Genomic DNA, 21,955 nt, shown 5'->3' with positions numbered 1-21,955 from the left:
TGTGATTTTTAACTTAGTAAAATTTTATCGAATTTTACTTTAATACTTATAACTCTACTCTCAATAATAGACCTTAGAAATCCCTATTCCAAGGTCTTACCTCATTTATGGAAAAAATTACCATAAACTATTATCTCTATTTTTTAGGATTCTTATTTTTTGCTTTCGGTGCTAGCTTAATGCTGAAGCGAGGTTTATTGGCGACAAGGTTGCTTGGACTTCAATTTTTGCAACTAGGCATTCAGCTCTATTGTAGCTATTATATACAGTTACCGATCATATTGGAACATCCCCATTATTTTCGGGTTATTTCTCCATTGTTTTATTTAATAGGGCCTTTATCATATCTTTTTCAGCATTTTTTATTGTATCCTGAACGGAAATTTAAGAAAATCTATTTCTTACACTTTCTCCCTTTTGCCATTCATTTTCTCGAGTTTATACCCTTATATTTTAGTTCAGAATCGGCCAAAATTGCAGAAATCAATGAAGTAATTCAGGAAGGTACATTTAACACTAGTTTCTCCCAGTATGGATTAATACCGATGAAAATACATCTTTATCTTAAGGGGATATCCTATATCTCTTATATGGTATGGACTGCATTTGAATTGTTTAGATATTATCAATCCGTTTCCAAATCATTTTTATTGAAGAATCGCTTGATTGTTTTTTGGTTGACTGGCGACTTACTGCTAAAAATCTTCGTTTTGGCTTGTCACATTGCCTTTAATATCATTTACAAAGATCAAGTACAGACCATGGCTCGTGATTTTCTCTATGCAGGGGAATTTGCTATCATGGCTTTATTCTTATTCTTAAACCCACGGTTATTGGATGGACCGTATTTGAAAGGCTTAGTTTTTCAGCATTCACACCGAGAAATTCAAGTGAAAAATGACGATTTAGTTGTTTTTGATTCTGATAAATCTAGAATCAATGTAAAGAATAAGTCAATTTTGGAAAAATTAGATCGCTATTTTGAATCTGAATTTATTTTTTTAAAATCAAATATTTCTTTAAATCTTGTTGCTCAAAGTTTAAAAATTAAACCAAGATTGATACGTATAGCCTTACAAGAAGAGCTTGACTTTTCCTTTACAGACTATGTAAATTCATGGAGAATTCAATATGCCGAGGAGCAATGTCGAGATAATCCTCGTTGGAAATCTTACAAAATCGAGGTTATAGCCACAGAATCGGGCTTTGGTACTAGGCAGAGTTTTAATGCCGCAGTAAAGAAACTCAAGGGGGAGTCGCCGGGTCAGTACTTCGCTAGGTACATGAACTAATGTTCTCTTGTTTAAATTTCAATAAAAATTTTAACGAATAAATTGTTCTCTTTTTTAAATTCGTAAAGATTATTTTGGGGTTAATTTTTCTTTACAAGTACTCCAATTGAACTGTTTGTGATTGCAAATAAATCGCGTACCTTTGAAGTGTTATAAAAATGAAAATATTCTTAAGACGGTAAGTGTGGTCTCTGAAAGAGTTTTCTTATAACCCCAAAAATTGATATAATTTAGAACACGGAGTAATGTAAATCCAAGATTCAATGAATCTTGGATTTTTTTTGTGCCTTATAACTTCCGTATTATTTTAATATCAATCTATGCAAACTGGTGTCTACTTGAAGGACTTGATTGAGTGCATATAATTTGTTTCTGGACGGATCACCTTCTGTAACTAGATTCAACAGAAACATCTTGTAATTGCCAGCTTTTAGGGACTCATGGTTGATTTTAATAGAGCCATAGTTAGCTCGATAGTTTTCCATGCTTAGGAAATTCTTTTTACCATTTAATGCAAATTGAATAGGAAGGATATACTTATTAGTCGTGGCTAAATTGGTTGATTTAAGTAGGATAAACCACTGTTTATCGAATGCTGTATTAAATGGGAAATGTTGGAATTCTAGCCAATAATAATGATTAATCCATGTGGCATGTTTTTGTTGCATGACTTGTTTGAATTCTTTGGCTTGAAATTTGAAGGATTCTTTTGTCAATGGTATACTCACCTGATCTTGGAATGGATTATTCCATGGGTAACTCATGGAGTAAACGTGTTTTTTTTCAGCCTCACGTATTATAGGTTTGGCATTCCATAAAAAACCTGAACTCACAGATAATATACTTTGATTGTTTTTCCAATTGATTCGATCAGCCAAAAAACTCATTTTTTGGTATTGCTGCGAATTACTATGGTTAAAAAATGAAAGACAATAGAATGGAATTGCATAGAGCAATGTTCCAATGAGTAAATAAGGATGATATCGTTTATTGATATGTAACAACAGATGCAGGTATACTATGATAATGGATAAGGCTGCATACAATTGAAAGCGACTATAAATGGTATAATTCTCGGCTGATCTAACCAGGGCAATCAATCCAGATGAAAATAGGATAAAACTTAAAATACCTAAATATGTCCCTTGATCTTTATTTTTCAAATTATACCTCCCATGATCAATGCTATAAAAGGTAAATATGCATAGAACTATAAATCCGAAAATCCAGGAGAGTAGTAATCCAATCTTTGGGAATTCCATAGCACTTGCCCCAATAAAGCCAAGGAAGGAAAGTATGATGTGGTTGATATTCCAATGGAATTTGGCGGCTTGTCCCATTTGGTATATCTGTAAATAACAAGCAAAGAAAAAGATTAGGCAGCTACCCACAATCAATGCGTTTTTCCAATTTTTTTGTAATAGATAAACGTAGGCAAGCGCAATAAATACAATGAAACCATTACCAAAAGTGAAGCCTGCCAAAAATGCCAATAAGATAGCCCAAGTCAGGGCATAGGCTTTGTTTTCAGTTATCAAAAGTAGACTCGCCAATAAAAATAGGGTCACATGGCCATGTTGTAGGCCGGTTATTGCCCAGTTGGATACTTCATGGTATTGTGGTTGTAACCAAATGAAAGCAACCGGGATAAAGTATACTAGATGAATTCCTTGTCTTTTAAACAAACGAAAGAGTAAGTAGAGTATGAGAATCAATTCTACTAATGTTACTAAGATTAAATGTTGGAAATTAACTTGTCCAAAAATTAAGTAGTCTATCCAGGTGATTAGTCGTGGTATTACAATGGAATGGTCGTTATCCACACGAAACAAGGATTCAAAAAAAATCGACCAGTTCCAAGGAGTATTTTGTGTGATGTTAATAAACTCTAAAAGAGTAACATCGTCTTGATAGGGGAAATCAAAGCTGAAATAATGTATATAGCACACAAATATTCCAATCAAAGCTAAAATGACGATGGCTGAAATATAAGAAATAGCTTTGGGCATAAAATTAATTAATTTTCAAATTTAGGGAAATTTTAAGGAATTGGCTTGAAGGAATTTGTCTCTTATTTTAATATGTATGCAAGGTTCTAATTTTTTAGTTTTAATTTTGAATACCTATCAAGTTCTAGAAGAAATTTCTAGTTCTCTTAAACCTATTTAAATTTTATAAATCATGTTTCATCGAATGACCTATGCGATAGGTTCATTGGCGTATTTTTTAAGCCTCACTTTCCGTATTTTTTTTAAACGCTTATCCCAACCTGCTAAAGTTCATATTGGTATCCTTATGGATGGAGATTTGGGTGACATGGTCGCTTCAGAGCCTATTTTAGGCGCTCTGCATCAAAAGTTTGGGAATACAGCTATTTATTGGATTACCGAAAGACGTTATTTTCCTGTGTTTTCTCAGCATCCATTAATCGCAGAATTGGTGGATGAATATTCGCTATTAGTGGCTCGATTTCTGTTGTTTTGGAATCCATTTAAGCACTTTTATTTTTTACAATTAAGTGATTTTAGAAAAGATCCCGTTTTTCAAATATCCTTAAAAAATAAGAAAGCAGATGATTTGGGTATACGATTGAATAATTATTACCATCATTTTAATTTGCTGGAAATTTCATCTCAATTGGCCGACCTGGGAATTATTCAAGGTCAGCCTCGTTTGTATGTGGATAAGCAAACTTTGAAATTTGATTTACCTAAATCATATTGGCTGATACATTGTAAATCAAATGCTGGATTGAGAGATTGGAAGGATGAGCATTGGCATCGTTTAATTGTAGAATCCATTTCAAGATGGGGTATTCATGTAGTTGAAATTGGCATGAAGAATCCTTTAAAATTAGAGCATCCACATTTTACCTCCTTGGTTGGTCAATGTGATTTGATGGAAACCATGAAAGTTATTCAAGGAGCTTCTTTTTTTATTGGCTTGGATTCAGGTCCAACCCACATGGCGAATGCATTTCAGGTTCCAGGATTGGTGATTTGTGGAGAATTTACTTACTTTAAAAAATATATGTCCTATTCTGGTTTTTATCAAGAAAGTAAACAAACGAAAGTGTTGTTTAATCCTAAGGGAAAGGCAGAAGGACTAGGATATGATGAGGTGTGGCAACAATTAGTTGCTCTTCAAGAAAACAAATAGCCTATGCTATTTCTGATTACGTTTGGAGCTATTGTTTCTTTGGTTTTAGCTATGACCTGGCTAAAATTACCGCCATTTGTAGCTTTTGTTGGAGTCAGTATCTTGGCTGGAGTTGCCTTTCAAATTAGTCCCGACCTTATTTTTAAAGCCATTCAAGAGGGGATGGGTAGTACCTTAGGTTCTATAGCCGGAATTTTGGCTTTTGGGTCGATTTTAGGTAAATGGGTAGGAATCAGTGGTGCAGCACAAAACATGACCGAAGTTTTATTAAAGCTAGCTGGCACTCGATATGCCCGAATTGCTTTTATGATGGCGGGTTTTTTAGTGGGTCTGCCTCTTTTTTATTCGGTCGCTTTTATGTTGTTGGCCCCATTAGTCATTACTGCTGCGGCTAAATTAAAGCAACCTGCTACTTTTTTGGCATTACCCATGTTAGCCTCTTTAACTGTTACACAAGGATATTTGCCTCCGCATCCAGCACCTCTTGCTATCATGATGGAGTTTGAAGCAGATTTATCTAAAACCATGTTATATGGAATAGCCATAGCCATACCCGCTATTTTAGTATCTGGTTTATGGTATGGTATGACAACAAAAAATATCACAACACCAGCCAATCAAGCATTTATTTTTGTTCGTGATGACAATAGCCCTCAGGAGCGTAGTTTATCTACCTTTTCTAGTTTTTTGATTGTATTATTTCCAATATTTTTATTAGCTCTTGGGTCATTTGGTGCCCCATATTTCCCCTCATTAGCGGCTTATTTATCCAATCCCATATTTTCACTATTTATGTCAGTATTGTTGGCTGGGATACTTTTAAAAAGAATAGGATTTTCTTCGGATGAATTAGTAAGCTCCTCTTTGATATCCATCAAAGATATCGCTGGAATATTATTGATTTTTGGAGGTGCAGGAGCCTTAAAACAGGTTTTAGTTGTGGCAGGAGTTAGTCAGGCCGTGGCGGATAATCTGGGTTCATCTTCCATGAATGTTTATGTATTAGGATGGGCTATGGCTGCTATCATTCGAGTTTGCGTAGGTTCATCTACCGTGGCAGGTATTACTGCAGCAGGCTTTATGAAAGTAATCTTAGTGAATTCTACAGCGGATCCTAATTTGATGGTTTTAGCTTTGGGTGCCGGAAGTATGATGTTTTCTCATGTGAACGATACAGGATTTTGGCTATTTAGAGAATATTTTTCTTTGAATTTTAAAGATACAATTCGCTCTTGGACCATGATGGATACCTTAGTTTCCATTACTGGACTTATTGGTGTCTTAGTTTTGGATCTTATCCTATTTTAGCGGATTATTGGGATTGGGTTCAGACTGATCTAAGTCATTGTTTCATCAAATAGATTTGTCTAATTTAGTTCGATCATTTCTAATTTGTATGAAAAATTACTTGTATTCCATTGTGCTGCTAGCGGTACTTTCTTGTCAATCATCGAAATCTGAAAATCAAGAAACGCTAGTTCCTAATTTAATCTTAAATGATGTGTTGGCATGTAAAGATCTAGCTGGTTTGCAAGCACAGTACGGCAAAGAATCCTTAGTGGCTGATACAAGTTGGATATTAAATGAAGATACCTTAAGGGGTTCCATTTTATACCCTAATACCAATAAGCAAGTGTACATCATGTACCATCAGGGGCAAATTTTGGATGTTTCTGTACTTGGAAAACAATCTTTATGGAAAACGAATTCAGGTTTATACTTGGGTTTGAAAGTTCTTGATGTGGAGAAGTTAAATCAGAAAAACTTTACAATTTCTGGATTTAATTGGGTAAATGGAGGTATGGTAGTAAGTTGGGAAGGCGGCAAATTAGGTGGCGATAATTTGACCCATGTGGTTCAATTTAGTAATTCAGAAAACCAACATGAGGGATTATCGGATATGGAATACAGTCAAATTTCTGGAGAAGCAGAATTTGATATTCGCCATCCTTTAATTCAAAAATTAAATCCAAGTTTGGATCAATTGGCCATTGTGAAACCATATGTTCCTTCAAAATCGGAAGGTCAATCCATGGGAAAGCATATCACCAAAACACAAGTTCCTTCTGTTAAGAAAAAGCCTTAATTCACCTGATTAATCGCTTTTCCTGCTAAAAATCCCCTTAAAGTAGAGGTGAGACTTTGTATGATTCTCGTTCTCGACTCTAGACTCAGCCAAGCATTGTGTGGGGTAATATAGATATTGGGAATACCAATTAATGGATGATGGCTAGCCGGTGGTTCTTGGTCTAATACATCCAATAAGGCAGCTGCAATTCGTTTTTCTTGTACTGCTTCTGCCAATGCCAAAGTATCCACCAGTCCTCCGCGAGAGCTATTGATTAAAACAGCATGTTTAGGCATCCAAGAAAGAAATTCGGCATTGATGATTTGATCTGTTTGTGGATTTAAAGGGCAATGCAAACTGATAACATCGCAGGTTTGTGCTAATTCTTTTTTCGATAAATAGGTTCTGTTTTTTAATTGTAAATCACGGGTGTGGTGATAATATATCTGCATTCCTAAGCTTTCAGCCATGTTAGCAAAACATTGCCCAATGTTCCCCATACCAATAATCCCCATTTTCTTATCGGCCCATTCAGTTAAGGGACTCAAAGAATATGACCAATCATTTTTGCTCCATTCTCCTGCTTGTACTGATTGATTATGATGTTCTACGCGATTGCTAAATGCCAATAAAAGAGCCAAGGTATGTTGCGCCACCGAGTAGGTTCCATAAGCAGGAACATTGGATACTTGAATTCCTCTCGCTTTACATGCTTGAATATTCACGGAATTATAACCTGTGGCTGCTACGAGCACTAATTTCAGCTGAGTGAAATGGGATAATGCTTTCTCATTGACCAAGCATTTATTGGTTACTAAAACAGTGGCATTGGGATCTCGTAAAGTAATATCAGCTTCACTTGTTTTTTCATAGAAATCCACTTCTCCCAAATTAATCAATGAAGTTCTTGGAATATCATGTTGAAATAAGGCTAAGCCATCTAATATTACGATTTTCATGCTTTTAGTTTCGGATTGTTGTGGTGGCGATCTTGATCTCTAATTGTTTTTTTGGCTAAATTTTGTTTCAAAGCTTTCTCCAAATCAATGCCTGTTTGATTGGCCAAACAAATTAATACAAATAAGACATCCGCCATTTCATCCCCTAAATCTTTTTGTTTGTCAGATTCTTTCTCTGACTGTTCTCCATACCTTCTGGCGATGATACGAGCCACTTCTCCTACTTCTTCCGTTAGCATGGCCATGTTGGTCAGTTCATTGAAATAACGAACCCCGACTGTTTTAATCCATTGGTCAACTTGTTCCTGTGCTTCTTGTATCGTCATTAGTTTGGGTGTTGTGAATCGATTATGATGGTGACTGGGCCGTCATTGACAAGGCTTACTTGCATATCAGCACCAAATTGCCCAGTTTGTATGGGAAAGCCCAATTTGCTTTCCAGTAATTCAATGAGTTGGTGGTATAAGGGAATGGCTTGCTCAGGTCTTGCAGCTTCTATAAAACTTGGTCGATTCCCTTTTTTTGTCTGAGCATGCAGAGTAAATTGACTAACCAAGATAATGCGACCATCCACCGCTGTAATGTCTAGATTCATTTTGCCTTCTGAATCTGAAAAAATGCGAAGAGCGCTGATTTTATTAGCCAAATATTGACAATCAGCCTCATTATCAGCCTGATGAATTCCTAATAAAATCAAAAAACCTTGTTGAATTTGGGCATTGATTTTACCCTCAATTTCAACTTTAGCTTCCGAAACACGTTGAATGACAGCCAGCATGTTAGAGCAATAAATAGACGATGAGGAAATAAACCCCATAACCTAGAATGTCATTGGTTGTGGTAATGAATGGCCCACTAGCTACTGCAGGATTGATATTTAATTGATTCAATACCAAAGGCGTAAGTGTTCCCATAAGCGATGCCAGCATAACCACAGCAAATAAAGAAATGGAAACGGTCACAGAAAGCATAATGGCACCATGATCTACTAACATAGAACATCCAAATGCAAATGCCGCAGCAATTAAAGCATTAATTAAGGCTACAATCAACACTTTTTGAAGTCGTTTCCAAAGTGTGGTGTCTAATCCACTTTTGTCTGCCAAACTTTGTACAATCAATGAAGAAGATTGAATTCCCACATTACCACCAGTAGAACCAATCAAGGGTATAAAGGCTGAAATGGCTGGCATTAATGAGATGGAGCTGTCGAAACGGTCAATGATTTTTGCTGCTAAAAAGCTACCCACCATGCCTCCAATTAACCAAGGTAAACGTGAACGTACCAAAAGCCAAATGGAGTCATCTTCTTCTACGTCCTCGGAGATACCGGCCATGACCTGAATATCTTCTTGTGCGGATTCCGTAATAAAATCGACTACGTCATCGATGGTGATTCTACCCAATAATCGTCCTTGTATATTGACTACCGGTATGGCCTCTAGGTCATATTTTTGCATTAAATCGGCAACTTCTTCCCCTGAGATATAGGTTTGAACAGAAACAATTCCATCGGCATCAAATACATCTTGAATTTTGGAACCTCTTTTGGCTAGAATGATTTTTTTCAAAGAAACAGTTCCCATCAATAAACCATCATCATCTACCACATACACAGCATATACTTTTTCAACGTCTTCGGCTTGTCGACGAATCTCCTCGACACATTCGGTAACCGTTTGTTTGACGTTGATTTTGATCAACTCTTTTTGCATTAAACCACCAGCACAATCTTCATCATAATGCATTAAGTCAATGATGAAACGTGCTTGTTCGCGATCCTTTAGCAAAGCAATAACTTCTTCACGAACACGAACAGGTTGCTCATTTAAAATATCTACTGCATCATCTGAATCAATGACATTGATATAACCTGCAATTTCTTTGGAATTGAAATTTTTCAGAAACTTTTTACGGTCATCTGAGTCCAGGGTTGAAATGATTTCAGCAGCTAATTTGGTATCAAGTAATTGAACGATGTATTTGGCTTCTTCGCCACTCAATTCGTCCAAAATACTGGTAATGTCTGCTGCAAATAAATCTTCAATTTTAGCTAGAATAGCCTCATTGGATTGCTCAACGATGAGTAATTTGATCTCCTCTAAAAACTCTTTGGTGAGTTCAAACGGAAGGTGTTGTGGGTTGACTACTTCCATGGATTTCGCTGAGGTTTGAAAATTTCGTATCTAAATTAAGAAATATTTGCTGGATTTCGGCTATGCTCCTACATAACCATTAGCTTTCCACAATTCGGTCAGTTCGGTAAATTCAGCTACACCTAATTGCTCGGCTCTTTTGGTCAATAGAGGGTGGTCAGGTAACTGCATGGCTCTTAAGGCATTTCGTAATGTTTTACGTCGCTGGTTAAAGGCCATTTTTACCACTTGCTTGAATTTCTGGGGATCACAGTCTAATTTTTTGTCCCAATTTCTTACAACACGTATAACCCCCGAATTAACTTTTGGAGGAGGAGTAAATACCTCAGGTCCTAAGGTAAACAAGTATTCTACATCATAAAATGCTTGCAGTAATACGCTTAAAATGCCATAATCCTTATTACCTGACTTGGCGGCTAGTCGCTCCGCCACTTCTTTCTGTAACATACCTACCACCTCGACGCATTGGTCTTTGTATTCCAAAATCCTAAAAAATATTTGGGTCGAAATGAAGTAGGGGAAATTACCTACAATGGCAAATTTTTCCTCTCCAAAGATGTTTTCTAGTGGGTATCTCAAAAAGTCCCCATCAATTAAGCGGGGTCCGGTAAATTCTAAATAATTCTTTCTTAAGTAAGCAACTGACTCTTGATCGATTTCAATGAGGTAAGTCTCGTAGTCTTTCTTTTTAACTAAGTATTGAGTTAAAACACCCATTCCAGGACCTATCTCTAATACTTTCTTGTAGGCACCTTGCGGATTCAGTCCATTAACGATACGCTGGGCTGCGTCTAAATCATTTAAAAAATGTTGTCCTAAACTCTTTTTTGCTCTTACTTGCACGTGCTGATGGGGCTTTAAGAAGTAAAATTACGCCCTTTTTTGTACATTGTAAGCAAAATAGTCGAATAAAGCCATGGCAGGTTGGGCACAGAAATCCAAGGAAGAATTAATTCAGGAAATTAGACAGCTTAAAAATCAGTTGGATGTTCTCGAAATGACGGAGTCCACCTTTACGGGGACCTCGGCTAAAGAGAATCTAATCCGTACTTTAGAAAGTTTAAAGCTTTTTGGAATCATCATGGCCCTGGATGGGACCATCACCCATGCTAATGTTTATACCCATAAACTTTTAGGCTATGAACCTAACGAGTTAAATGGGAAAGATTTTTTTACCACATTATTGCCCATCGAAGAAAGACAGATTCGAAGGTCAGCATTTAATCAAGCTGTTGCCAATGGCGGATTATTTGAAGAGCGAGAAAGAACTTATGTAACTAAATCCGGAGAAATAAAGTGGGTGGAAGTTAATTCCACCATTGTTAGTGAGTTAGACGAACAGACCTATTTAAGTATCATTGGTGAAGATATCAGTGAAAGGAAAAAAGTAAGTGAGGCTTTAACCCGGTCCAATGCACAGTTGCAGGATTTGATTAATAATACCACCGACTTAATTCAAATTACAGGTATTACGGGTCGTTTTCTCTTTGTAAACCGAGCGTGGTTAGAAACCATGGGCTATACAGAGGATGAGGCACGAGATTTGAAATTGCTCGATGTCCTTCACCCTGAATTTGCATCCAACACCCTGGAGCAATTGGATTTGCTCAGTAAGGGAAAGGAGATTCCTGAATTTACTGCTGTATTTAGAAGAAAGGACGGTCGACGATTATATGTGAGTGGTTCAGCTACTTGTCGATTTGAAAAAGGAGTACCCACCGCTTTTCGTTGTATTTTACATAATTCTACTGCCAAAGTACGTGCAGAACGAGCCAGTAAATTATACTCTTCCATCGCCCAGGTAACGATCAATTCATCCAATTTGGATGATTTATATACCAATATTCACAAGCAATTGGGGGAAGTGATTGATGTCAAGAATTTCTTCATTGCACAATATGACCCAGGGAAAAGTTTTTTGTATTTCCCCTATTATGTGGATGAGTATTTTAATTCCAGGGTCCATTTTACCAAAAGAAAATTGGGTAATGGATTGACGGAATATGCCATCATGGCCAATAAACCTTTGATTTTGCATGATGATGATATACATCAATTGGCCAATGAGAAGAAAATTTACCTCTATGGTGTTGTCCCTAAAGTCATGCTTTGTGTACCGCTGAGAATTGGCGATCGGGTAACGGGGATAATTGGAGTCAAGTCTTACGAGCGTTCTAATAAGTACGAAAACCGAGATTTGGAGTTATTGGACTTTATCTCTGGACAGGTTGCTTTAGCTATTGCTAGAAAACAAGCAGAAGAGGCTTTGGCCCGTGAAACCGCTCGTTTGAATGCCATTTTTGAGGGTAGTTCCCACTTGATGTGGTCAGTGAATAAACGCTTGTTTTTGACCAGTTTTAACCACGAGTATTCGGATTTATTGGTTGAACAAATCAGTATAAGTCCTCAGATAAATATCAGCGCTGAAAAAATGGGTTTTCAGCTGTTGGCTCCGCCAGAGCGTAGACGTATGGAGGAAGGTTACAAGATGGCTTTTAGAGGTCAAAAACAGCACTTTGAATTGGAGCTATTAACCAAGACAGGGGAGGAGAAGTGGCTTGAAATTTATTTGAATCCCATTTTTTTAGAACATGGGACGATTGAAGAAGTTTCGGGTATCGCCAGAGATATTACGGATTTGAAGAAATACCAACATGCCTTAGTGGAAGCACGTGAACAAGCAGAACGGTCTTTAAAAGTAAAAGAACAATTTCTGGCCAATATGAGTCATGAGATTCGTACACCAATGAATGGAGTGATAGGCATGGTAGATTTATTAAGTGACACGCCTTTAAATGAAGACCAAGTAGATTACGTTCAAACCATCAAAAAATCCTCAGAAACGCTACTTCATATCTTAAATGATATTTTGGATTTAGCCAAAATTGAAGCCGGTAAGATGGTGTTACATCCTAATGACATTGTTTTAGATGATGTTTTGGATCGATTGATGGCCTTATTTTCCCAAGTGGCTTGTCAGAAAGGTAATACCTTGGAATATCATTTATCCAAAGATTTACCTGAGGTTGTGGTAGCGGATGAAACAAGATTGTTACAAATTCTTTCCAATTTGACATCCAATGCCTTGAAATTTACGGAACAAGGGAAAGTGAGTATAGATGTTTCAGGAGAAAATATCACCCAAGAGTCCTTGGATTTAGTGGTGAAAGTTCAAGATACAGGTATAGGCATTAGTCCTGAAAACTTAAAGATTTTGTTTAGTGCATTTCAGCAATTAGATAATTCCACTTCTAAAGTATACGGTGGTACTGGTTTAGGTTTAGCGATTTCCCGTGAATTCTGTAAAATGATGCAAGGGGAAATAGGAGTAGAATCTACTTTGGGCAAGGGTAGTACTTTTTGGTTTAAAGTACATTTGAAAGTAGGAAAGCAAGAATTGGTGCAGCGAAATAAGGAAGCTGACAAATTTGTGATCCAAGGAAAATTAGAAGATATACAACCCCATATTTTGTTGGTCGATGATAATTCCACCAATCGAAAGGTGGCTTCACAGATATTGGCTAAAGCGGGATGTATTGTTCAAACAGCCTCCAGTGGAAAGGATGCGATTCATTTATTGAGCAAAACGCATGAGTTTGATTTGATTTTGATGGATATCCAAATGCCAGAAATGGATGGAATGCAGACAACCCAACATTTGAAGCAATTGGGATTAGCTAGCTTGCCACCGATAGTTGCCATGACTGCCTATGCCATGAAAGAAGACCGTGAACGCTTTTTAGCGGTGGGTATGGACGATTATTTGGCTAAACCTATTCGAGCTCAACAACTGATTCAAATGGTGAATCATTGGGTTAAAAAGGGAGTAAAACCCCATGTGAAACAGGAAGTATTCAGTGAAGAACATTCCGTTAATCCCATTGACCAAGAGGCCTTGGATTCTTTATTGGAAGCCACTGGAGGGGATGAGGGTTTTGTAAAAAGTATGTTGTGTGATTTTATTCATGAGGCCAAGCAGCAAATCCAAGATGCTGAAAGTGCTTACCAGAAGAATGATTGTAAGGGAGTTCAATCGGAACTACACACTTTGAAGGGTAATTCAGGTACACTTGGTGCAGCCGAGGTGTATACGATATGTAAAAAGATTGAGGCTAAGGCCAAGGTCTGTGATTTCAAAGAATTTGAATTGGAAATAGAATTATTGAAACAGGCTTTGCATCGCTTTGAAGAGGCGGTTCAAGTACAATATGCCTGATTTTCGGACAAAATGGCTTATTTGGTTGTTTTTAGAAAGGATAAATAGGTCATTATTTCCGATTTTTCTCTGTGGATTAAGATTTGAATGGAAGAGGTCAAATTGAAAAAAAACAGATGAATCCTAAAAATTACACTTCCCAAGCGAGTATTGTGATTCAAAATTCAGTGGAGTTGGCGGCAAATGCTGGCCAGCAAGCCATTGAGACGGGTCACTTGTTGGCCGCGATTCTGCAAGATGATACCCAAACGGTTTCATTTTTGTTGAAAAAGTTGGGTATTTCATCCCAACAAATCCAAGAAAAGTTAAGTAAAATTATTAGCTCTTATCCCAAGGTTTCAGGAGAGCCCTTTTTGAGTAATGGATTGCAACAATCCCTTCAAAAGGCTGAAAAATGGAAGGAAACCATGGGAGATTCGTATGTCAGCGTGGAAGTATTATTTATTTCATTGCTGGATGGGAATGACGCCGTAGCGGATGCTTTGAAATCCTTAGGCCTCAGTACCGCTTCGTTAAAAAATGCCATTGTTGAACTTAGAGGAAATAGAAAAGTGAACGATCCACATGCAGAGGGTACTTACCAATCCTTAGAAAAATACGGTAAGAATTTGAATGATTTGGCCAAGGCTGGGAAAATTGACCCAGTGATTGGGCGTGATGAAGAAATTCGACGTGTCTTGCAGATTTTATCACGTAGGACAAAGAATAATCCCATTTTATTAGGAGAGCCTGGTGTTGGTAAAACTGCCATAGTTGAGGGTTTAGCCCAAAGAATTGTGTCTGGTGATGTGCCAGAAAACTTAAAATCTAAGATTATTATGTCCTTAGATATGGGTTTGCTGGTAGCTGGAGCCAAATACAAAGGTGAGTTTGAAGAAAGACTAAAGGCGGTTATTAAAGAAGTAACAGATTCCAATGGAGAGATTGTGTTATTCATTGATGAGATTCACACCTTGATTGGTGCGGGTGGTGGTGGAGAGGGAGCCATGGATGCAGCTAATTTGTTAAAACCTGCTTTGGCCCGTGGTGAATTACATGCCATTGGTGCCACTACGTTAAAAGAGTATCAAAAGTATATCGAAAAAGACAAGGCTTTAGAGCGTCGTTTTCAAGCGGTTATGGTGGAAGAGCCTGATGTTGCAGATGCGATATCCATTTTACGTGGTATAAAAGATAAATACGAGTTGCACCACGGGGTTAGAATTCAAGACGATGCCGTGATTGCGGCAGTTGAATTATCCAATCGGTATATCTCAGATCGTTTCTTGCCCGATAAGGCCATTGACTTGATTGATGAAGCTGCTGCTAAAATGCGTTTGGAGATTGATTCAGTACCCGAGGAAATTGATGATATCCAACGCAAAATCATGCAGTTGGAGATAGAACGAGAAGCGATTCGTAGAGAAAACAATAAGGAAAAAGAAACAATCTTAACTCGCGATTTAGCTGATTTATCCGAAAAAAGAGATGCTTTAAAGGCGCGTTGGCAGGCTGAGAAGTCGGTACTGGATACCATTCGCTCTGAGAAAGAGAAAATTGACAAGTTGAAGTTAGAAGCTGAACAAGCCGAACGTCAAGGTGATTATGGTAAAGTAGCGGAGATTCGTTATGGCCGTTTAGTGGAGTCAGAGCAAAAATTGAAAGATTTGCAATCGGCTTCTACGGGAGAGAATACCATGTTGCAAGAAGAAGTTACGGCCGAGAATGTAGCCGAGGTGGTAGCTAAGTGGACGGGTATTCCGGTGAGTAAAATGTTGCAAACTGAAATTGATAAATTATTACACCTAGAAGATGAATTACACAAACGTGTAGCTGGTCAGGATCAAGCTATTGAATTGGTTTCTGATGCGGTTCGTCGTTCTAGAGCTGGTTTGCAAGACCCTCGTCGCCCGATTGGATCCTTTATTTTCTTAGGTACCACAGGTGTAGGTAAAACGGAATTAGCGAAGTCGCTAGCTTCTTATTTATTCAATGACGAGAATGCGATTGTTCGCATTGATATGTCGGAATACCAAGAACGCCATGCGGTAAGCCGCTTGATTGGTGCGCCTCCAGGATATGTTGGTTATGATGAGGGAGGACAGTTGACAGAGGCCGTGCGTAGAAAACCTTATTCGGTAGTGTTGTTGGATGAGATAGAGAAGGCCCATCCGGATGTTTGGAATATCTTATTGCAAGTGCTAGATGAAGGTCGATTGACGGATAATAAAGGGAGAACAGCCAATTTTAAAAATACCATTATCATCATGACATCTAACATTGGTAGTCATTTGATTCAAGAAAAAATGGGACAAATGGAAGGTTGGAATAATCAAATCATCATGGATGAGACCAAAGAGGAAGTTATGACCTTATTGAAACAAGTGGTTCGTCCAGAGTTTTTGAATCGTGTAGATGAAGTGGTCTTGTTTGAACCATTATCTGAAGAACATGCTCGAAAGATCTTGGGTATTCAATTCAAAGAAATTCAGCGAAGATTGGCTGAGCAGCAAATTACTTTGGAAGCTACCGATGAAGCTTTAGCTAAATTAGCCAAAGACGGATATGATCCCAATTACGGAGGAAGACCAATGAAGCGAGTACTTCAAAGAGCCGTCTTGAATGAATTGTCGAAAGAGATTCTATCTGGTAAAGTAAAAAAGGATTCAGCCGTATTGATGGATTTAGATAGGGAAGGTAATGTGATATTTGATAATGTACCGAATCCAGAAGTCGTTTAAATGGAGATAAATTATAGAAAAGCCTGAGGATAATTTCTCAGGCTTTTTTTTAACGTTGTCAAGGTTTAGAACCTTGCCAACGTTGGGAAAATCGGGTTTATTGTATCAGTTTATTGATAATGATGACTCAAATTAAATATAAAAATAGAAATTAGTTTACTTATTAAATATGTACATAATATTGTACTTATATTTGTACAAATTTTTTAAACATGCTAACGACTTCTATCTCCGATTTTAGAAAAGATATCAAAAGGTACTTAGATCAAGTAACTGGAAATTTTGAAACCTTGATTATCAATCGAGGAAAAGATAATGGGGTGGTAATCATGTCATTAACGGAATATAATTCGCTTTGTGCTACTCAGCATGAATTGTCTTCAAAGGAGAATGTAAAAAGGCTGGATGCTGCTATAGAAAAACTGAGGTCAGGGGACGTTCAAAGTAAAAGACTGATGGAAGAATGAAATACATCTTTGTAGATGAATCCTGGGAGGATTATGTCTATTGGCAACAGACTGATAAGAAGAAATTAAAACGAATCAATGATTTATTGAAGGATATTTCCCGAAATCCATTTGATGGTATTGGTAAACCAGAGCCATTGAAGTTTAAATACGCCGGATTTTGGTCCAGAAGAATCGACGAGGAACATCGCTTGATTTATCAATATCGGGATGGAGAAATATTAATCGCCAAATGTCGATTCCATTATGACGAATAGAAAAGCCTGAGGTTAATTTCTCAGGCTTTTTTTTAACGTTGTCAAGGTTCCAAACCTTGCCAACGTTGGGAAAATCGGGTTTATTGTATCAACTAATTGATTAACTCAGCAGGAAAATTTTGGTAGCAAATCGGTCGAGTGAAGCGGTATATGGCTTGCGTACCTACTGATGTTCCTCTGGAATCACTGGTGGCAGGGAATGGGCCTCCATGAACCATGGCTGGCGAAACTTCCACACCAGTGGGGAATCCATTCAGTAAAATCCTGCCTACTCGTAAACTTAATGCTTCGATTAATTCAGGAAATGCTTTAATCTCTTCAATGGTTCCGTGAATGGTACCCGTTAGTTGACCTGGTAAAGATTCAATGAAGGCAATCATTTCTGCTTGGTTTTCTACTACCACAGCCAAGGTACTTGGTCCGAAAACCTCTTCTAATATCTCTTGATCTTTCATGGCTGCTTGTGCCGAAGTAACGAATAAGCTTGGAGAAGGAATGGCTTGAGTAGTAAACCGCTTTACATCAGGATGTTGGTCTAATTTTTCGCATCCCCTAGTAAATGCTTGCGCAATTCCTTGTGTCAAAAACGCATTCAATGACATGGTGTCTAATTGCGCGGCTAAATCCTGTAAAAATGCTTCATCGGATTTTTTAATAACAATTAAGCCAGGGTTGGTACAGAACTGACCTTGTCCTAAACATACTGATTGACTAAAATTAGCAGCAAGGCTAGCCCCATTGGCGGCCAGTCCCTCCGAGAGAAGAACTACCGGATTAATACTTCCCATTTCAGCATAAACTGGAATCGGATTAGGTCTTCTAACAGCTAAATCATACAAAGCTTTTCCCCCTCGGTAAGATCCCGTAAATGCAACTGCTTGAATGTCTGGGTGCTGCACTAAATAACCTCCTAATTCATGAGAAGTAGTATGTACCAAAGAGAAAATACCTTCCGGCATCTCCGTTCTTTGTGCCGCTTTTTGAATAGCTCTTCCGACCATTTCACAGGTATTGGGATGGGCAGGATGTGCTTTGAACACGACAGGGCAACCAGCAGCTAAAGCCGACATGGTATCTCCACCAGCTACAGAGAATGCCAATGGGAAGTTACTTGCCCCAAAAACCGCTACAGGTCCAAGAGGAATCTGTTTTTGGAACAAGCTAGGTTTAGGTAAGGGTTGACGGTCAGGTAAAGCGGGATCATCAATTGAATTAACCCATGCTTTGTTCTTAATAAAGTTAGCAAAAGCTAAAATTTGTCCTGTGGTGCGTCCACGTTCGCCCTGAATACGAGCAGTTGGCAATCCTGCTTCTAAACAGGCCATTTCAATCAATGGGTCGCCTATGGCCATAATTTCTTCCGCAATCGCCTCTAAAAACAAGACTCTTTTCTCGTCGGATATTTTTCTTAAGCTGGCAAAAGCTGTTTTAGCTTTAGCAATGGCTAAGTCTATTTCTAGCTTTGTTGCTTCATAAAAGGGCGTTGCAATCGCAATACCTGAATCTGCTTGCATGCCTTGAAAAGTACTCGTACCTAATTTGGAAAATGAATTTCCTATAATTTGTTCACCTGTAAGGTTCATTATGCTACAATTTGAATTAAAGTTCCGATGGGTTCAATTTGAATTTCGATGCGATCGCCTGATTGCAAAGTAAAAGGATGATCAGGTACTACACAGGTACCTGTCATCAAGTATGTCCCTTTAGAAAAGGACATTTCACGAGTAAGGTATTCTACCAATTCCGCATGAGTTCTTTTCATTTGAGATATTTGGGTATCCCCTTGGAAAACCTCATTTCCATCACGGAAAATACGCATATCAATTACCGTTTCAGGTGACAAAGCTTGGTCTGTAACCAGCAAACACGGTCCAATACCCGCTGCTCCATCATATACTTTGGCCTGAGGTAAATACAATGGATTTTCTCCTTCAATATCCCTTGAACTCATGTCATTACCAATAGTATAACCTGCTAATTGACCATGTGCATTAACGAAAAGCGTCAATTCCGGTTCAGGAACATTCCATGCTGAATCTTTACGAATTCTTACTTGGCCACCTTGTCCAACAGCTCTATGGCTATTGCCTTTATAAAAAATTTCAGGTCTAGGTGCAGAATATACTTTGTCATAAAATGTATCTCCTCCTGACTCCTTCGATTCTTCCATTCGTGCGACTTTGCTGCGCAAATACGTCACACCAGCTGCCCAAATTTCTTGTTGGTCTACCGGATGCAATAGATGAATGTCGCCAAAATTCACTTCCGTACCATGAGCAAAGGCTTTAGCACAAGCTTCAAATAGGTTTTCTTGATTGATGAAATCATCCCAAGAAGTGGCTTGATGAAAAATGGATTTATCCGATTGACTGGATTGAATGACATGTCCGTGAGGAGTACGGTACAGTTTAAAATAGTTCATTTGAAATAGGTTTATGTATTAATGTCGGCTAATCTTTTCCAATGCTTTTAATACTTCAGAAGCATTTCTTTGTGTAAAGGAAAGATTGAAAGTACAAAGATTGTCAATTTTTTGATTTAGTATTCGAATTGGTAATTTTTTGCAGATTTTCATGACCTCATTCAACTCAGAATAGGGGAATTCGATTTCTTCTTCTACCAAAGGTTCATATTCATAAATTTCAGCATGAGCTAATGCATCTAAACTGGCTTCTTTATAGGCATGAATTAAACCCGGAACCCCTAATAAAGTGCCCCCAAAATAACGAATGACTGCAATGAAAACATAATGCAGTTGATGAGATAAAATGGTATTCAAAATAGGTTTACCTGCACTTCCTGAAGGTTCTCCATTGTCATTGGAGCGGGCTTCCTCTTGACTGAACCCTAATCGATACGCATAGCAAATATGTCGGGCTTTGGGATGCAATAAGGCTAGCTCTTGAAGACGACTTTTAATTTCTTCTAGATCTTTCACCGGGTAGGCCATGCCGATGAACTTACTTCCTTTATCTTTGTACAGGCCTTCTGAAGGAGAAGCAATGGTTAAATATGAATCTTGCTTGGACATGAAAAGGATTAAATTCCCCGCAATTTATGCACAATAATTATTATTTCTTGCGAGTTCTTGCTTCAACCTTACGTCAAAAACTGATGTATGCTCGTCTAAAGCAATGTTTTTCCCAAGAAAAGGATGAATTGGTTTTAGGTTTTGAAAGGCAAAATGGAGAAGAGTTTTGGATGAAATGCTGTCTAGGACCACAGTTTTCTTGTTTGCAATTTCCTGACAACTTTCACCGGGCGGGAAGAAATTCCGTGGATTTGTTTTCAGATGTTCTTTTGGCAGAGGTACAAGAAGTGGAAATGTATGAGAATGAGCGTGCTTTTAGCCTACATTTTTTAGGTGATTTTGTTTTGCTTTTCAAAATGTATGGCAATCGAGCCAACATTATTTTGTTTCGTGATGGGGAATTTCAGAGTCTTTTTCAATCCAGATTAAAGAAGGATGCAAACATTTCTTTGTCAAATTTACATCGCTCCTTAGATCAAAGTTGGGAGGCATTCCAAGAGCATGATGGGAATTATTCAGCCTTGTTTCCCACTTTTGGAAAAGAGATAAAAGCCCATCTTTTGAGTTTGGGATATGAAAATGCCTTGTTGTATGATCGTTGGGAAATGCTTCAATCCTTAAAAATAGATTTAGAAGACCCAACCCTATATGTGTATCACCGAGAGGATGGGGTTTACCTTAGTTTATTGAAATTGGAAACAGAAGCCTTGTACGTAGGACATGATCCTTTGGAGGCTCTAAATGCATTATATAAGTATCATTTTTCCATTGGAGAGTTTTTAAAAGAGAAAAATCAGCTATTGAATTTTTTTCAAAGGGCTCAAGAGAAGACTCAATTATACTTACAGGACTTGTTGAATCAAGGAAGTAAAAGGGGAGCTAGCGTTCCTTATGAAGAGATTGCTAATATCATTATGGCCCATTTGCATTTGATTCCTGCCAATGTTAATGTTGTAGAACTGCCTGATTTTTATCGAGATAGCACCATAAAAGTTAAACTGAATGCTAGTTTAAGTGCAACTCAAAATGCAGAGAATTACTACCGCAAGTCGAAAAATTATGCCAAAGAGTTAGCCCATTGGCAAGAGCAAGTGGATCGTAAAATGGATGAAATCAAGCTTTGGGAGGAACGTTGGGAGCAGGTCTATCAAGCCACAAACCGAAAGCAATTGAAAGCTTTTATCCCTTTATTGACGAAAGATAGTTCTCAAAAGGTCGTAGAGGAAATTCCATTCAAGGTATTTGATGTACAAGGTTGGACGGTTTGGGTAGGAAGAAATGCCAAAAACAATGATTTACTGACCATGAAGTATACCAAACGTCACGATGTTTGGTTGCATGCTCGAGATGTGGCTGGTTCCCATGTGGTGATTCGAAACCCCCAGCAAAAAGTAGTCCCCAAACAGGTTATCGAGGAGGCAGCTGGCTTAGCGGCGCATTTTTCTAAAAGGCAACACGAGAGTTTATGTCCAGTGATCATCAGTTCAAAAAAGTACATTAGAAAGACGAAAGATTTATTAGCCGGTCAGGTGATTGTAGACCGTGAAGAGGTGATCTTAGTACCACCAGCCAGAATGGATTAAATCACATTTTGTCTAACTATTCTGCAATATTTTTTTATTTTCCTTCG

18 protein-coding genes are annotated in these 21,955 nt (G+C 37.9%); 9 read left to right on the top strand and 9 right to left on the bottom strand.

Translation table 11 applies throughout. The features are described from left to right. Positions 1–107 precede the first annotated feature (107 nt). Positions 108–1,292, top strand: coding sequence for a helix-turn-helix transcriptional regulator (locus G9H60_RS11790; protein ID WP_223144258.1), 1,185 nt, complete (start codon positions 108–110; stop codon positions 1,290–1,292). 302 nt (positions 1,293–1,594) lie between these two features. On the opposite strand, the gene G9H60_RS11785 is transcribed toward G9H60_RS11790, so the two are convergent. Beyond that, entirely contained in the window at positions 1,595–3,301 is a 1,707-nt protein-coding gene (locus G9H60_RS11785; RefSeq protein WP_223144257.1) for a hypothetical protein, read from the bottom strand. A 172-nt stretch (positions 3,302–3,473) separates the two neighbouring features. Between G9H60_RS11785 and G9H60_RS11780 the strand changes: the two genes are divergently transcribed. The 3 genes from G9H60_RS11780 (at position 3,474) to G9H60_RS11770 (ending at position 6,537) form a co-directional block, all read left to right on the top strand. Continuing rightward, positions 3,474–4,451, top strand: a complete 978-nt coding sequence (locus tag G9H60_RS11780; RefSeq protein ID WP_223144256.1) for a glycosyltransferase family 9 protein — start codon at positions 3,474–3,476, stop codon at positions 4,449–4,451. A 3-nt stretch (positions 4,452–4,454) separates the two neighbouring features. Continuing rightward, the gene (locus G9H60_RS11775) at positions 4,455–5,759 is read left to right on the top strand and encodes a GntP family permease (protein ID WP_223144255.1); all 1,305 of its coding nucleotides are present in this window, start codon (positions 4,455–4,457) and stop codon (positions 5,757–5,759) included. Positions 5,760–5,847: 88 nt separating this feature from the next. Then, complete coding sequence (locus G9H60_RS11770; protein ID WP_223144254.1) at positions 5,848–6,537, top strand: hypothetical protein; 690 nt, start codon at positions 5,848–5,850, stop codon at positions 6,535–6,537. On the opposite strand, the gene G9H60_RS11765 is transcribed toward G9H60_RS11770, so the two are convergent. From G9H60_RS11765 to rsmA, 5 genes are read right to left on the bottom strand one after another with little or no spacing between them, the layout of a single operon-like run. Further along, positions 6,534–7,478, bottom strand: a complete 945-nt coding sequence (locus tag G9H60_RS11765) for an NAD(P)-dependent oxidoreductase (RefSeq protein WP_223144253.1) — start codon at positions 7,476–7,478, stop codon at positions 6,534–6,536. The two genes, G9H60_RS11770 and G9H60_RS11765, sit on opposite strands and share 4 nt — an antisense overlap. Then, a complete protein-coding gene (locus tag G9H60_RS11760; RefSeq protein ID WP_223144252.1) occupies positions 7,475–7,804 on the bottom strand; it encodes a nucleotide pyrophosphohydrolase in 330 nt (109 codons plus the stop codon). Before G9H60_RS11760 ends, G9H60_RS11765 begins: the two co-directional genes overlap by 4 nt. After that, entirely contained in the window at positions 7,804–8,256 is a 453-nt protein-coding gene (dtd, locus tag G9H60_RS11755) for a D-aminoacyl-tRNA deacylase (protein ID WP_223144251.1), read from the bottom strand. The genes G9H60_RS11760 and dtd overlap by 1 nt, the downstream gene beginning before the upstream one ends. Position 8,257: 1 nt before the next feature. Beyond that, positions 8,258–9,634: a magnesium transporter gene (gene mgtE / locus G9H60_RS11750; protein ID WP_223144250.1), complete on the bottom strand. Its 1,377-nt coding sequence runs from the start codon at positions 9,632–9,634 to the stop codon at positions 8,258–8,260. Between the two features lie 60 nt (positions 9,635–9,694). Continuing rightward, positions 9,695–10,477: a 16S rRNA (adenine(1518)-N(6)/adenine(1519)-N(6))-dimethyltransferase RsmA gene (gene rsmA, locus G9H60_RS11745; protein WP_223144249.1), complete on the bottom strand. Its 783-nt coding sequence runs from the start codon at positions 10,475–10,477 to the stop codon at positions 9,695–9,697. 73 nt (positions 10,478–10,550) lie between these two features. On the opposite strand from rsmA, the gene G9H60_RS11740 reads away from it, so the two are divergent. From G9H60_RS11740 to G9H60_RS11725, 4 genes are all read left to right on the top strand, one after another. Continuing rightward, positions 10,551–13,850, top strand: a complete 3,300-nt coding sequence (locus G9H60_RS11740) for a PAS domain S-box protein (protein WP_262900028.1) — start codon at positions 10,551–10,553, stop codon at positions 13,848–13,850. 116 nt (positions 13,851–13,966) lie between these two features. Next, entirely contained in the window at positions 13,967–16,570 is a 2,604-nt protein-coding gene (clpB, locus tag G9H60_RS11735; RefSeq protein WP_223144248.1) for an ATP-dependent chaperone ClpB, read from the top strand. A gap of 212 nt (positions 16,571–16,782) precedes the next feature. Next, the gene (locus tag G9H60_RS11730) at positions 16,783–17,037 is read left to right on the top strand and encodes a type II toxin-antitoxin system Phd/YefM family antitoxin (protein ID WP_223144247.1); all 255 of its coding nucleotides are present in this window, start codon (positions 16,783–16,785) and stop codon (positions 17,035–17,037) included. After that, positions 17,034–17,294, top strand: coding sequence for a Txe/YoeB family addiction module toxin (locus G9H60_RS11725; RefSeq protein ID WP_223144246.1), 261 nt, complete (start codon positions 17,034–17,036; stop codon positions 17,292–17,294). The genes G9H60_RS11730 and G9H60_RS11725 overlap by 4 nt, the downstream gene beginning before the upstream one ends. A 92-nt stretch (positions 17,295–17,386) precedes the next feature. Here the strand turns inward: G9H60_RS11725 and G9H60_RS11720 are convergent, their stop codons facing one another. The 3 genes from G9H60_RS11720 to G9H60_RS11710 are packed head-to-tail and all read right to left on the bottom strand — an operon-like array spanning position 17,387 to position 20,325. Beyond that, positions 17,387–18,877, bottom strand: coding sequence for an aldehyde dehydrogenase (NADP(+)) (locus G9H60_RS11720; RefSeq protein ID WP_223144245.1), 1,491 nt, complete (start codon positions 18,875–18,877; stop codon positions 17,387–17,389). After that, a complete protein-coding gene (locus tag G9H60_RS11715) occupies positions 18,877–19,716 on the bottom strand; it encodes a fumarylacetoacetate hydrolase family protein (RefSeq protein WP_223144244.1) in 840 nt (279 codons plus the stop codon). Before G9H60_RS11715 ends, G9H60_RS11720 begins: the two co-directional genes overlap by 1 nt. 18 nt (positions 19,717–19,734) lie before the next feature. Beyond that, positions 19,735–20,325: an IMPACT family protein gene (locus G9H60_RS11710; RefSeq protein WP_223144243.1), complete on the bottom strand. Its 591-nt coding sequence runs from the start codon at positions 20,323–20,325 to the stop codon at positions 19,735–19,737. A 26-nt stretch (positions 20,326–20,351) separates the two neighbouring features. Between G9H60_RS11710 and G9H60_RS11705 the strand changes: the two genes are divergently transcribed. Continuing rightward, positions 20,352–21,908, top strand: coding sequence for an NFACT RNA binding domain-containing protein (locus G9H60_RS11705; protein ID WP_223144242.1), 1,557 nt, complete (start codon positions 20,352–20,354; stop codon positions 21,906–21,908). Positions 21,909–21,955 lie beyond the last annotated feature (47 nt).

Source organism: Aquirufa aurantiipilula, assembly GCF_019923745.1.
GTDB lineage: Bacteria > Bacteroidota > Bacteroidia > Cytophagales > Spirosomataceae > Aquirufa > Aquirufa aurantiipilula.
Note: the sequence above shows the minus strand (reverse complement) of the source record. Positions and strands in the feature narration are given on the sequence as shown.